The sequence below is a fragment of the Arthrobacter sp. TMN-49 genome (assembly GCF_054511095.1).
Genome location: NZ_JBTNDH010000017.1, coordinates 50664 through 62859, shown reverse-complemented (window position 1 = coordinate 62859; position 12196 = coordinate 50664). Strand labels below are relative to the sequence as shown.

Annotated in this window: 15 protein-coding genes and 1 pseudogene; 3 read left to right on the top strand and 13 right to left on the bottom strand. The window is 62.9% G+C overall.

Annotated elements, in window-relative coordinates:
- Window positions 1–67: 67 nt before the first annotated feature.
- The 4 genes and pseudogenes from ACX80E_RS09800 to ACX80E_RS09785 all read right to left on the bottom strand — a co-directional run bounded on the left by ACX80E_RS09800 (window position 68) and on the right by ACX80E_RS09785 (window position 1888).
- The gene (locus ACX80E_RS09800; protein WP_459301723.1) at window positions 68–253 is read right to left on the bottom strand and encodes a hypothetical protein; all 186 of its coding nucleotides are present in this window, start codon (window positions 251–253) and stop codon (window positions 68–70) included.
- A 63-nt stretch (window positions 254–316) separates the two neighbouring features.
- Window positions 317–445 carry a hypothetical protein gene (locus ACX80E_RS09795; RefSeq protein ID WP_459301753.1) on the bottom strand — a complete coding sequence of 43 codons (129 nt, stop codon included), beginning with the start codon at window positions 443–445 and terminating at the stop codon, window positions 317–319.
- 227 nt (window positions 446–672) lie between these two features.
- Window positions 673–1466 (bottom strand): annotated as a pseudogene (locus ACX80E_RS09790) (ATP-binding cassette domain-containing protein); the annotation flags it as partial.
- Entirely contained in the window at window positions 1463–1888 is a 426-nt protein-coding gene (locus ACX80E_RS09785) for a GntR family transcriptional regulator (protein ID WP_459301722.1), read from the bottom strand. The gene ACX80E_RS09785 and the pseudogene ACX80E_RS09790, both read right to left, overlap by 4 nt.
- 106 nt (window positions 1889–1994) lie before the next feature.
- Between ACX80E_RS09785 and ACX80E_RS09780 the strand changes: the two genes are divergently transcribed.
- Window positions 1995–2690 carry a VTT domain-containing protein gene (locus tag ACX80E_RS09780; protein WP_459301752.1) on the top strand — a complete coding sequence of 232 codons (696 nt, stop codon included), beginning with the start codon at window positions 1995–1997 and terminating at the stop codon, window positions 2688–2690.
- Between the two features lie 85 nt (window positions 2691–2775).
- On the opposite strand, the gene rdgB is transcribed toward ACX80E_RS09780, so the two are convergent.
- From rdgB to clpS, 7 genes are all read right to left on the bottom strand, one after another.
- Complete coding sequence (gene rdgB, locus ACX80E_RS09775; protein ID WP_459301721.1) at window positions 2776–3396, bottom strand: RdgB/HAM1 family non-canonical purine NTP pyrophosphatase; 621 nt, start codon at window positions 3394–3396, stop codon at window positions 2776–2778.
- Window positions 3396–4142, bottom strand: a complete 747-nt coding sequence (rph, locus tag ACX80E_RS09770) for a ribonuclease PH (RefSeq protein ID WP_459301720.1) — start codon at window positions 4140–4142, stop codon at window positions 3396–3398. Before rph ends, rdgB begins: the two co-directional genes overlap by 1 nt.
- 289 nt (window positions 4143–4431) lie before the next feature.
- Complete coding sequence (locus ACX80E_RS09765) at window positions 4432–4959, bottom strand: hypothetical protein (protein WP_459301719.1); 528 nt, start codon at window positions 4957–4959, stop codon at window positions 4432–4434.
- A 127-nt stretch (window positions 4960–5086) separates the two neighbouring features.
- Window positions 5087–5884 carry an MBL fold metallo-hydrolase gene (locus ACX80E_RS09760; RefSeq protein ID WP_459301718.1) on the bottom strand — a complete coding sequence of 266 codons (798 nt, stop codon included), beginning with the start codon at window positions 5882–5884 and terminating at the stop codon, window positions 5087–5089.
- Window positions 5881–6918, bottom strand: coding sequence for a glutamate racemase (gene murI, locus ACX80E_RS09755; protein WP_459301717.1), 1038 nt, complete (start codon window positions 6916–6918; stop codon window positions 5881–5883). The genes ACX80E_RS09760 and murI overlap by 4 nt, the downstream gene beginning before the upstream one ends.
- A gap of 61 nt (window positions 6919–6979) precedes the next feature.
- The gene (locus ACX80E_RS09750) at window positions 6980–7546 is read right to left on the bottom strand and encodes a DUF2017 domain-containing protein (RefSeq protein WP_459301716.1); all 567 of its coding nucleotides are present in this window, start codon (window positions 7544–7546) and stop codon (window positions 6980–6982) included.
- Complete coding sequence (clpS, locus tag ACX80E_RS09745; protein WP_459301715.1) at window positions 7539–7844, bottom strand: ATP-dependent Clp protease adapter ClpS; 306 nt, start codon at window positions 7842–7844, stop codon at window positions 7539–7541. Before clpS ends, ACX80E_RS09750 begins: the two co-directional genes overlap by 8 nt.
- Window positions 7845–7920: 76 nt before the next feature.
- Here clpS and ACX80E_RS09740 point away from each other — a divergent pair, with 76 nt between their 5' ends.
- Window positions 7921–9225 carry a nicotinate phosphoribosyltransferase gene (locus ACX80E_RS09740; RefSeq protein ID WP_459301751.1) on the top strand — a complete coding sequence of 435 codons (1305 nt, stop codon included), beginning with the start codon at window positions 7921–7923 and terminating at the stop codon, window positions 9223–9225.
- An 11-nt stretch (window positions 9226–9236) separates the two neighbouring features.
- Entirely contained in the window at window positions 9237–9854 is a 618-nt protein-coding gene (locus ACX80E_RS09735) for an isochorismatase family protein (protein WP_459301714.1), read from the top strand.
- A 132-nt stretch (window positions 9855–9986) separates the two neighbouring features.
- Here the strand turns inward: ACX80E_RS09735 and ACX80E_RS09730 are convergent, their stop codons facing one another.
- Both ACX80E_RS09730 and ACX80E_RS09725 read right to left on the bottom strand, forming a co-directional pair.
- Entirely contained in the window at window positions 9987–11759 is a 1773-nt protein-coding gene (locus ACX80E_RS09730; protein ID WP_459301713.1) for a DEAD/DEAH box helicase, read from the bottom strand.
- 105 nt (window positions 11760–11864) lie between these two features.
- Window positions 11865–12194, bottom strand: coding sequence for a DUF3039 domain-containing protein (locus ACX80E_RS09725; protein ID WP_459301712.1), 330 nt, complete (start codon window positions 12192–12194; stop codon window positions 11865–11867).
- Between the last annotated feature and the right edge of the window lie 2 nt (window positions 12195–12196).

The following is a 12196-nucleotide window of genomic DNA, read 5'->3' as shown; positions in this document are numbered from 1 at the left end:
CGCACGCAAAGGCGGGCCCGACGCCGGAACTCTCCCTCCGGCGTCGGGCTCACCTGAAAAGACTTCGCTAGGGTGTGGCCCGGCGCAGGGTCAGGTAGGCGCCAACGCCTGGCATCAGTACCAGGGCCAAAACCAGCAGCCCAATGCTCGCCGGTGTCAGCGTGATGGCCCACGCCCCCACGGCCGGCCACCAGCCCTGCACCGTGATGAGCGCGATCGCACCCACCAGCAGCACCGCCAGGGACAGGCACATGACAAGCGTCCCTGTTGCCTGCCAGCGCTTGTAGACGGTGGCGGACCAGAAGCCCAGCAGGAACTAGAACATCATGATGAAGTAAAAGAACCACTGGATAAACCAGGATCGCTCGGCCACCCAGGAGAGGGCGAACATGCGGCCCTGCACATTCCAGCCGTTGGTGGCGCTCTCGATGAACCCCAGAACCACATACAGCTTGCCCGGCGCCGGAGTATTTCACCCCTACAGAGTCGGGGATCAGGACCCAAATGACCATGCTGAGCAGGAACGATCCGGCAATGATCACCGCCGGTATGCCCAGGAACGTCCATTTGTTGATGAGCTGCATTTTGGCAACTCCTAGTGCGCGGTTCATCGTGATACTCCTGTCCTGGTGTTCCCTGTGGCCTGCGTCGGCGAGTCGGCGGCGGAGCCTGCGGGGCGGTACCGGCCTCGAGTGTTTTTCTGATCACAAACTGCTGTAGTGACACCGGGCCCAATTCCAGGCCAAGCTCCTGGGCTTCGCGGCGCTCGGCGGCTGTCAGGGCACCGTCAAGGGAGAGGGGCAGCAACGCCCCGATGCTCTCCCTGTGCAGGATCCGGCGGCCGGCGGCTTCGACGCGGGCGCTGGTGCCGGCAATGTTGACAGCCGATCCGCGGATGTTCTCGGCGTCGTCGTCGATGAGGATGCGGCCGTTGTCGATGATGATGACGTGTTCTAGCAGATTGGCCACCTCATCAAACAGGGGCGAGGACAAGATTATTGTGCGCGGGAACTCCGCATAATCGGCTAGCAGCCTGTCGTAGAACAGTTGCCGGGCCACGGCGTCCAGCCCCGGATACGGTTCGTCGAAAAACGTCAGCTCAGCGCGAAGTCCTTGGCCAATTGCGGGGCCAGCGTGTTGTCCCAGTTCTTGTAGAACAACGCCGCCGCCTTGAAGGCGTGCACCGGTTTGAAGTCATCCGGGTACTTTTGCGATTCGCGGATGAAGCAAATCCGGCTGAGCACTTTTTCGTTTTCTTAGGGGTGCTCGTCGAAGACCCTGACGGATCCGCCGCTGGCAAAGCCTTGAGCCGTCAGGATGGACATGAGGGTTGTTTTGCCGGCACCGTTGCGGCCCAACAGTCCGTAGATCTTGTCCTGCTCCATACTGAGGCTGACACCGTCAAGGGCTTGGACGTCACGGAAGCGCCGGCGAAGGTCCTTCACCTGAACAACGGGTGTGCTCATAACGCGCCTTCTTTCGCATTGGCTCTGGTCTTTTCTGCTCCTGCGCCCGGGTCCCGGGCCAGCATTTCCGCCAGCTGACCGCCGTCGATCCCCAACTTGCGCGCCTCACTGGCCAAGGGGCGGACAAACCGTTCGTAAAATTCTTCACGGCGCCGGGTCATCAACACGGCGGGGGTTCCGGCGGCGACAAACATGCCAATTCCTCGTTTCTTATAAAGGATCCCGTCGTCGACCAGGCGGTTGACGCCCTTGGCCGCCGTGGCCGGGTTGATCCTGTGGAAGGCCGCGAACTCATTCGTGGACGGGACCTGGACCTCTTCGGCAAGGACTCGCTCCACAATGTCGTTTTCGATCATCTGAGCAATCTGCAAGAAGATCGGCTTGCTGTCATCGATCACCGGCCAGCGGCCCCATTGGTTCATTACTCATGTAACTACCCCTATAACCTGGCCGGGGTTTGTCAAGGCTTTTCGCATGGAGGTTTCCCTCAGCGAGGTGCCGTAACCTTGAGCTGTGATCATTTCTGCCTTGAGTGACTTTGCCCTGCCCGCGATGCTGGGCCGCGGCCCCGCCCCGATGCTGGGCTTCTTACCCGACTGGCTCAACCCGGACGTCTTCTTGCGCGATCCTGCCCTGGCGCCGTGGATCGTGCTGCTGGTGTGCGGCATCGTGTTTGCCGAAACGGGCCTGCTGGTGGGATTCTTTTTGCCCGGTGACTCCTTGCTGTTCACCGCGGGCCTCTTGGTGGCCACCGGAGCCCTGGACGTCTCACTGCCGTTCTTTGCCATGTGCATCTTTGCGGCGGCATTCCTTGGCGACCAGGTCGGCTATCTCATCGGCAACAAGGCTGGACCGGCCATCTTCAAGCGGCCCGATTCGCGCCTCTTCAAGCAAAGCTATGTGACCCGGGCGCACGAATTCTTTGAGCGCTTTGGCGGCCGCGCCGTCGTCCTGGCCCGTTTCGTGCCGATCGTGCGCACCTTTGTCCCCGTGATCGCCGGGGTCGCCAAGATGCGTTACCGCACCTTCATCCTCTTCAACTTGATCGGCGCGGCCCTGTGGGGCGTCGGTGTGACCTTCCTGGGCTTCTGGCTCGGCCAGTACGCCTGGGTCGGGGAGAACATTGACATCATCTTCCTGGCGATCGTGTTCGTCTCGGTGCTGCCGATGGTCATCGAAGGCACCAAGGCACTTCTGAACAGCCGCAAGGCCAAGAAGGCTTAGCACCACGTACGACGGCGACCCCCGGCCTAGGTGCCGGGGGTCGCCTTTTGTTTGCCCTCACGAGCGCGTCTTAAGCGGGACTGGGCTAGGCGAGCGCCTTGACAATGTGTGGCAGCAGAGCACGGAACGCGTTGCCGCGGTGACTGATAGCGTTCTTCTGCGCACCTGTCAGCTCCGCGCAGGACTTGTCCAGGCCGTGGGGTTGCAAGATGGGGTCGTAGCCGAATCCGCCCTCGCCACGAGGGCCGCTCAGCAAGGTCCCGGCCAGGGTCCCCTCCTCGACGAGGTCTGCACTGCCGTCGGGACTTGCCAATGCGGCAGCACACACAAAACGTGCGCCGCGGTGCTCGGGGGCAATGTCGGAGAGCTGGGCCAGTAGCAGGTTGAGGTTTGCCGTGTCATCGCCGTGCGTCCCGGCCCAGCGGGCGGAAAAGATCCCGGGCGCGCCACCGAGCACATCAACGGCCAGCCCGGAGTCGTCGGCGATGGCCAGGGCTCCACTGAACTGTGCCACGGCGCGCGCCTTCAGCAAGGCGTTCTGTGCGAACGTGACACCAGTTTCGGCCACATCCGGGGCGTGGATGGCCCCGGCGTCGACCACGTCAGTGTCAACATCCAAACCCGGCACCTGGCCGCGCAACAGTTCGCGCAGTTCGCGCAGCTTGCCCTGGTTGTGGGTGGCCAAAACCAGTTTGGGTGAGCTCATCACAGGCCGAGGGTTTCGCGCTGAATGCGTGTCAGCTCGGTGGTACCAATGAGGGCAAGGTCCAGCAGTTGGTTGAGTTCGTCGCGGTCAAACGGCGCACCCTCGGCAGTGCCCTGGACCTCGACGAACTTGCCGGAGCCTGTGACAACAACGTTCATGTCTGTCTCCGCGCGCACGTCTTCGACGTACGGCAGATCAAGCATGGGGACGCCGTCGATGATGCCAACGGAAATCGCCGACACAGTGTCGATGAGCGGCTGGGCGTTCTTGGCGATCAGCTTGTTTTCCTTGGCGTACGCGATGGCGTCGGCCAGGGCCACGTAGGCGCCGGTGATGGCTGCCGTGCGGGTGCCGCCGTCGGCCTGCAGGACGTCACAGTCCAGCACGATGGTGTTTTCGCCCAGGGCCTTGGTGTCGATGATCGAACGCAGTGAACGCCCGATCAGGCGGGAGATCTCGTGGGTGCGTCCACCGATCTTGCCCTTGACGGATTCGCGGGAATTTCGGGTGTTGGTGGCCCGCGGCAGCATGGCGTATTCGGCCGTGACCCAGCCGCTGCCTTCGCCCTTGAGCCAGCGCGGAACGCCCGGGGTCAGCGATGCTGTGCAGAGTACCCGGGTGTTGCCGAATTCGATCAGGGCCGAGCCTTCGGCCTGCTTGGACCAGCCGCGGGTGATGGTGATGTCGCGGAGTTGGTCATTGCTGCGCCCGTCAGAGCGCAAGGAAACAGTTTCAGTGGATGTCATGGTGACAAGCCTAGCGCCCGAGGGACCCGGGCCGAGCGAAGCGAGGTTTGGGAGGGTGCGACGGCGCTAGCGCCCGAGGGACCCGGGCCGAGCGAAGCGAGGTTTGGGAGGGTGCGACGGCGCTAGCGCCCGAGCGGCCACAAGCGCGGCGAGCGGCATCGAGTGCTGACCTTAGCCGCAGAATGCTGCGTGCAACCATGCATCTCGCAGCCAAGGTCAGCATTGGTGACAACTGCCAGCCGGTGATGGAAGCCACCTCGAGGTGCCGGCCGGACGGGAAAGCCCCAAGTTAGCGGGTCTTGCTCGCCAGCTTGTAGTTCTTCTTCTCCGTGAAGAAGGCAGCGCCCGGACCGGTGAAGCATAGAACCATGGCCACAATGCCGAGCAGCACCTGCAAGATGGTGGCGATCCCGCCGGGCATGGTCAAGCCAACAAACTGACCCAATGACAAGGCTGCCAATACGACACCCACAATGCGTGCCCAGCCCATCCCCATCTTGATGAACAGGCCAATCACTACGTACACAATGACGCCAACAAGGCCAAGGGCAAGGGAGGTTAACAAGGTGAACATGACGGTTGTGTCAATCATCTCGGGGGTGATTCCCGGGACGTTCTGAGCCTGAAACTGACGCTCGATGTCTGCTCGGAACGTCGGCGAGGTAACACTCATGACACTAAAAATGGTCGCCACGATGTGCAGCACTGCCGCACCCAGGAGCATGAAGAAGATGGTGTTCATGATCGGCGGGACTGTGGGCGCCTGCGCGGGCACGAAGGCTTCAGGTTCTGGGGTGTAGCGCGGCAATTCACTCATGGCTGGCATCCTTTTTCTGCTCATGTTCGACGGTGTTGTCCGTCGCGTCTTGAGTCGAGCCTAACCGGAAGAGTATCTAAAAAGGATGCTCCTTTGGGACGATATTGGCGCCGAACACAGCAAAAAACTAGATGGTGTAGTGCACGCCCGCCACGGCCGCGGAAACGTCGCCGACATACACGTCCTTGGCCTCTGCCACCACCGTGTTGGTGTCTGTCCAGACGGGAATATGGGTCAGCAGCAGCCGCTTGACGTTGGCCCGGGCTGCCGCCTCGCCGGCGCGCTTTCCGGTGAGGTGGACGTCCTTGATGGCATCGTCGCGGCCCTCCTGAAAGGCTGCCTCACACAGGAACAGGTTCGCGTCCCGGGCCGCATCTTCCAAGCCCTGGCAGCTGTCGGTGTCCCCGGAATATGTCATGACGGCCGTACGGTCAAGGCCGGTGCCATCGTACTCTGTGACCTCGACCCGCAGCGCATAGGCTTCCGGGACCGGGTGGTTCACAGCGTAGGGCGTCACCGTGAAGGGACCCACCGTGACAGCCTCGCGCTCGCGCCAATTCTGGAAGTCAAACTCCCCATGCATGCCCGGATCAAGATCGAGTCCGTAGGCGGTGGCCAGCCGGTCAGCCGTTTCAGCAGGACCCCACACGGAGATCCGCTCACGGTTCCAGCCATTGGGGCTCCACCGGACAGCTACGTGCAAACCACACAGATCCATGCAGTGATCGGGGTGGAGGTGACTCAGGAAGATGGCGTCAATGTCTTCCAAATCCATGTACTTTTGCGCCGCCCCCAAGGCCCCGCTGCCCAGGTCGATCAGTACTCGCCAGGGCCTCACGCCGTCGTGCGCTGTCAGTAAGTAGCAGGACGCGGGCGACGCCGGACCGGGGAAAGACCCGCTGCATCCAACGATCGTCAACTTCATGTGTGCTCCCCCGCAACTGTTCCCGGACTAGCAAGTCTGCCCATCGAATCGGCCAAAACAAAATTGGAGACGTGTGTGACCGCCGGGCCGCCGGCATCCTTGCGGGCTGCGGCGAGCATGTCGGGGGTGATGCGGGCCAGGGACCCCGTGGGGTAATGGGCGGCCACATGACTGACCTGTTCCACGCCACGCACTTCCGGGCCCAGGAATCGTCTGGCCAGCACGCCGAAGCCGGCCGCGTCACCGGTGGACAGGAAATTGTGGGTGGGCGGCTGCTTCGACCCGCGTTCCAAATCGTGGCTGACCAGGGCCTTGTACACATCTTTTGCTGTTTCCTCGGCGCTGGAAACCAGGGTGACAGAGTCGCCCATCACGTAGGAGATGACACCCGTCAGCAGCGGGTAGTGCGTGCAGCCCAGGACCAAGGTGTCCACCTGGGCTGCCTTCAGCGGGGCCAGGTACTCCTCGGCGGTCGTGAGCAACTCGGCACCGGCGGTGATGCCCGACTCCACAAAGCGCACAAAATCCGGGCACGCCGCGGAGGTGATGCTTAGGTCGGGGGCTGCCGCGAAGGTGTCTTCATAGGCTCGCGAACCAACCGTTGCCACGGTGCCGATGACGCCGACCCTACCGCTGCGAGTAGCTGCCACGGCGCGTCGAACGGCCGGCTGAATCACTTCGATGACGGGGATCCCGTAGCGGGCCGTGTAGCGTTCCCGGGCATCCCGCAGCACTGCCGCCGACGCTGAATTGCACGCGATGACCAGCAATTTAACGCCGGAGTCAACCAGCTCATCCATAATACCGAGCGCATTGGCGCGGACTTCGGCGATGGGCAGCGGACCATAGGGGCCGTTGGCCGTGTCGCCAACATACATGATGGATTCGTTGGGCAACTGGTCAATCACGGCCCGCGCCACTGTCAGTCCGCCCACGCCGGAATCAAAAATGCCGATGGCCCGCTCGGACAGCGTGCCTTGCGCCCCAGTGGCGCCGGCGGCTGCCGTTGGGGCTGTTCTTTGTTGTGTGCTCATGATCGTCCCAACAATAGTTTGTTTGCCGGCTCAGCTGTGGCTATTGCGGCCAACGACACAGCTACTTGGCGCGTTGCAGTGTTACCAGCATGGCTTGGACAAGGCTCTCCTGGAGCCAGGAGACAAAGTTGTAGACAAGGCTCAGGTAGCTGTCCACATCCTCGGCGTCACCCCAGTCCTGCACCTCATGGACCCGCTCGGCGTCGGCCTCGTCACGGATACCGAGCCTTTCGGCCAGTACCAGCCGGATGTCGTTCAGGGCCATGGCCCACAGTTTGGCCGCGTCGGGATCCAACACCAGCTTCTCGGAGTCCAAAGCCATTGAGGCTGCGCGCAACGCCCCGATTTTGGTTTCCCGCAGCGAACGCTCGGTGAGCTGGCGGAACTCAAGGGCCCCGTCGTCGTCGTCCGTTACGGCATCGGGCAGCAAGCGCAGGAGGGCTGGATCGGCCGGCACCACCACATCCATGTCAAGGCCAATCAGGGCCGCGAGCGGGTCCTCGTGGGCCGGCGAGTCGGGCTCGAGCATGGTGATGATGTCGGCAAAAAGTTTGCGCAACAGATCGCGTTCGGCCGGTTCCAGGTATCCGGTAATGCCGCGGCGCCCGGCGGAGAAGGCCTTAGCCACGGTTGCCGCCCAACTGAACCGTCGCCCACAAGCCGAATCCGTGCATGGCAACAGCGTGTGCTTCCATTTTTTCCTTTGCTCCATGGGCCACGGCGGATTTGCCCTCCGTATGAACTTGGAGCATTAATTTCGCCGCCTTCGCCTCTGAATAGCCAAAATAACTTTGGAAGACGTAACTGACGTAGCTCATCAAATTAACCGGGTCGTTCCACACGATCAATTCCCACGGAATGTCCGCGGAGATGAGTTCGCTGGTCGAGACTTCCCGGACTGTTTCCGGGGCTGTGCTGACACTCATGTGTCCATTCTAGTGTTGCCGCACTAAAGTAAATTCCGTGACTACGCCATCAAACTGGGGCCACCCCCGCACATCATTGTTTACTGATCACTATGAGCTGACAATGCTGCAGGCAGCGTTGCACTCCGGCGCCGCGCATCGCCGCAGCGTGTTTGAGGCCTTTGCCCGGCGCCTGCCCGATGGCCGCCGCTACGGCGTTGTAGGCGGCACGGGGCGCCTCCTGGAAGGTTTGGAGCATTTCCGCTTTGGCCCCGACGAGCTGAATTTCCTGGCCAAAAACAACGTTGTCAACGACGAAACCCTCGCCTGGCTGGCTGATTTCAAGTTCTCCGGGGACATCTACGGTTACGCAGAGGGCGAACTGTACTTCCCCAATTCGCCCATTCTGACCATTGAATCCACGTTTGCCGAGGCCTGCATCCTGGAGACGTATGTGCTCTCGGTGCTCAACCACGACTCGGCCATCGCCTCCGCCGCGTCCCGGATGATAGGTGCTGCCGGCGCCCGTCCGTGCATTGAGATGGGTTCGCGGCGCACGCAGGAGGAATCGGCTGTTGCTGCCTCCCGTGCGGCCGTGATCGCCGGTTTCCACAGCACCTCCAACCTTGAGTGCGGGTTGCGTTACGGCGTCCTGACACAGGGCACGGCCGCCCATTCCTTCACCCTCCTGCACGACTCCGAGGAGGCAGCTTTCCGGGCCCAAATCGGTTCCCTGGGCGCCGGCACCACGCTGCTGGTTGACACGTACGACGTCGAAGCAGCCGTCCGCAAGGCTGTCGCCATTGCGGGCCCCGCCCTGGGCGGCGTCCGGCTGGATTCCGGGGACCTGCTGGCCCAGGCGCGTGACGTCAGGGCCCTGTTGGATTCACTCGGGAACACGAGCACCCGCATCACTGTGACCAGCGACCTTGACGAGTTCGCCATTGCCGCCCTGGCCGCCGCCCCCGTGGATTCATACGGCGTCGGGACGTCCCTGGTGACTGGTTCCGGCGCCCCCACAGCCTCCATGGTGTACAAACTTGTCTCCCGCGAAGGTGACGACGGCGAGTTTGTCGCTGTCGCCAAGGCTGCCAAGAACAAGGCCAGCGTGGGCGGGAAAAAGTACGCCACGCGCCGCCTGAACGGCGCCGGCATCGCCACAGCGGAAATTGTGGGCATTGGCCACGAGCCGGCGGCCGACAGCAACGACAGGCCCTTGCTGGCCCGGTTCGTGCGCGACGGCGTCCTCACGCCCGGGTGGACAGGCGCCGAGGGTGTGGTGCGAGCCACAGCCCGCCACGCAGCGTCCATGGCTGAATTGCCAGGAGCTGCCCGCCGGCTCCAGCGCGGGGATGCAGTCATCCCCACCGAATACGAACAAGCAACAACCGCAAAGAACTAAAGGAGTTACTCATGGCCAAGGCCCTGATTATTATTGATGTCCAGAACGATTTTTGCGAAGGTGGCTCACTTGCCGTGACTGGCGGGGCTGATGTTGCCAGCGAGATCACCGAACTGATCGCCGACGCACCCGACTTTGACTTCATCGTCGCCACCCAGGACTGGCATGTGGATCCGGGCAGCCACTTCTCGGATACCCCTGACTTCCGTACCAGCTGGCCCGTCCACTGCGTCGCGGGATCCAAGGGTGCCGCCCTGCACCGCAACCTGGACACCGAGGACATTGACGCCTACTTCCGCAAGGGCAAGTTCGACGCCTCCTACTCGGGCTTCGACGGCCTCCTCGCCCCCGAAGATGAGGTTGCCGTGGGCGAACGTGAAGCCCACGAGTCCGCCGATGAGGACGCCGAGTCCCCCCTGAGCCTGGATGACTGGCTGCGCGAGAACGACGTCCAGGACGTGGTCATTGTGGGCCTCGCCACCGACCACTGCGTCCGGGCCACGGCACTAGATGCGGTCAACGCCGGCTACAACACCACTGTGCTGCGCGACTACATCGCCGGCGTGGACGAGGACGCCAGCGAAGCAGCGTTGGAGGAACTCCAAGACGCGGGCGTGGAAGTCAAGTAGTCCCCACGCCCTCCCCAGCCTCGCAAGCTCGGCTGGGGACCCCTCGGGCGCGTGGGCCCAAGAACTGACCCGCAGAAAACGGCGAGAATCACCTCCAAATCGTGAATTTTCGGCGTTTTCTGCGGGTCAGATCTATTTGCGGCCGATGAACCAGTCCTGGAGCTTCTTCATCCGCGTCTGCAACTGGGATTCGTTGGCCTGGGCCACGGCCGGTCCGCCACAGATGCGGCGCAGCTCGCTGTGGACCATGCCGTGCGGCATCCCGGAGCGGGCACTCCACGCTGAGACGTTTTTGGCCAGTTCGTTGCGCAGCTCCATCAGCATCCTGTGATCGATCAGCGGCGGGGCTTCCGGCTCCGCCGCGCTCGGGGAGCTCCGGCGTCGTCGGCTTTGCTGGTCCGCCTGGCGTTGGCGCAGCAGGACACCCATCTGCTCGGCATCCAACAGGCCCGGGATGCCCAGGAAGTCCAGTTCGTCCTCGCTGCCAATGGCCCCGCCGGTGCCGAACTCGCCGCCGTCGAACAAGACCCGGTCAAAGGACGCCTGGGATTCCAGCGCCTCAAACTTAAACTTCTCCAGGGTGTCGGAGGCCTTCTCCTCGCGGTTGGCCTCCTCCATTTCGGCATCTTCTTCGATGAAACCGTCAGGGTCCTTGTCCGGGCGGTCCAGGGCGTGGTCGCGTTCCAGCTCCAGCTGGTTGGCCAGTTCCATCAGGTTCGGCACCGAGGGCAGGAAGATCGACGCCGTTTCCCCCCTCTTGCGGGCACGCACAAAGCGGCCCACGGCCTGGGCAAAGAACAAGGGTGTTGCCGTGGAGGTAGCGTAGACGCCCACGGCAAGGCGGGGCACATCAACACCTTCGGAGACCATCCGCACGGCGACCATCCAACGCTTCTCGCCGGCAGAAAACGCGTCGATCTTATCCGAAGCCTTGGCGTCGTCGGACAAAATAACTGTGGGTGAGTCCCCCGTGATCTTCTTCAGCTGGGCGGCATAGGCGCGGGCGTCCTCGTGGTCGGTGGCAATGACCAGGCCACCGGCGTCGGGCACTGCACGGCGCACCTCGGTGAGACGTTTGTCCGCCGCCGCCAACACGGCCGGAATCCACTCCCCCGCCGGGTTCAGTGCCGTGCGCCAAGCCTGGGAGGTGACGTCCTTGGTGACGGCCTCCCCCAGCGTCGCAGCCATCTCCTCGCCGGCACTCGTCCGCCAGCGCATCTGGCCCGAATATGCCATGAACATGACCGGGCGAACAACATGGTCCTTGAGCGCTTCGCCGTAGCCGTAGGTGTAGTCGGCCTTGGACCGGCGGATCCCGTCGCGGTCCTCGGCGTATTCCACAAAGGGAATCGCTGCCGTGTCGGAGCGGAACGGCGTTCCCGTCAGGGCTAGGCGGCGGGCGGCCGGGTCAAAAGCCTCACGGATGCCGTCGCCCCAGCTCAGCGCGTCGCCGCCGTGGTGGATCTCATCCATGATGACAAGCGTCCGTGCGCCCTCGGTCTTGGCCCTGTGCAGCATGGGCTTGCTGGCCACCTGCGCGTACGTTACGGCGACGCCAACAAAGCCCTTGCCGTGCCGGCCGTCGGCGTTCTTAAAGTTCGGGTCAATCGCTATGCCCACCTTGGCCGCCGCATCCGCCCACTGGCGTTTGAGGTGGTCGGTTGGGGTGACGATCGTGACCCTGTTGATGGTGCCACGGGCCATGAGTTCGGTGGCAACGTGCAAGGCAAAGGTGGTCTTGCCGGCGCCCGGTGTAGCCACGGCAAGGAAGTCCTTGGGGTTCCCCACAAAGTACTTCTCCATGGCTTCGCTCTGCCAGGCTCGAAGTTTTTGGGCTGTTCCCCAGGCGGCACGCTCAGGGTAGGCCGGAGGCAGCGACGGGCCACCAAACAATGTCTCCGTCACGAAATCTCCGCCATCCTTGTCACCTCGTGCTGTACCCCGTGCCCGGAACCGGGCACGGTAAAACAACGGCCAGGGGCCGTCTCAAATCATTGGGGTGAAACCCAGCTACTTCTTGGGTTCCTTGGGGCCTTTGCCCTTGCCGTTGCCGCCCTCGGGCATCAAACCATCGTAAATGGCTTTGCAGTCGGGGCAGACAGGAAACTTGTGCGGATCCCGGCCAGGGGTCCAGACCTTGCCGCACAGGGCCACGACTGGCTCGCCTGTCATGGCCGATTCCATGATCTTTTCCTTGCGAACATAGTGCGAGAACCGCTCGCTGTCGCCGGGTTCTACTTCCTGGCGCAATTCCTGACGCTCGATCACGGCGGTGGAACCACCGCCGCGCTCAGGATTTCCCATGGGGTGGTTTTCGAGGGGGTCTGGAGGCAAACTCATGA

What these genes read in the sequence shown, in the direction of transcription:
- ACX80E_RS09735 (WP_459301714.1), top strand. Translation starts at nt 9,237, where the DNA reads ATGGCCAAGGCCCTGATTATTATTGATGTCCAGAACGATTTTTGCGAA.
- ACX80E_RS09765 (WP_459301719.1), bottom strand. Translation starts at nt 4,959, where the DNA reads ATGAGTGAATTGCCGCGCTACACCCCAGAACCTGAAGCCTTCGTGCCC.
- ACX80E_RS09760 (WP_459301718.1), bottom strand. Translation starts at nt 5,884, where the DNA reads ATGAAGTTGACGATCGTTGGATGCAGCGGGTCTTTCCCCGGTCCGGCG.
- rdgB (WP_459301721.1), bottom strand. Translation starts at nt 3,396, where the DNA reads ATGAGCTCACCCAAACTGGTTTTGGCCACCCACAACCAGGGCAAGCTG.
- ACX80E_RS09785 (WP_459301722.1), bottom strand. Translation starts at nt 1,888, where the DNA reads ATGAACCAATGGGGCCGCTGGCCGGTGATCGATGACAGCAAGCCGATC.
- ACX80E_RS09800 (WP_459301723.1), bottom strand. Translation starts at nt 253, where the DNA reads ATGTGCCTGTCCCTGGCGGTGCTGCTGGTGGGTGCGATCGCGCTCATC.
- clpS (WP_459301715.1), bottom strand. Translation starts at nt 7,844, where the DNA reads ATGAGTGTCAGCACAGCCCCGGAAACAGTCCGGGAAGTCTCGACCAGC.
- rph (WP_459301720.1), bottom strand. Translation starts at nt 4,142, where the DNA reads ATGACATCCACTGAAACTGTTTCCTTGCGCTCTGACGGGCGCAGCAAT.
- murI (WP_459301717.1), bottom strand. Translation starts at nt 6,918, where the DNA reads ATGAGCACACAACAAAGAACAGCCCCAACGGCAGCCGCCGGCGCCACT.
- ACX80E_RS09725 (WP_459301712.1), bottom strand. Translation starts at nt 12,194, where the DNA reads ATGAGTTTGCCTCCAGACCCCCTCGAAAACCACCCCATGGGAAATCCT.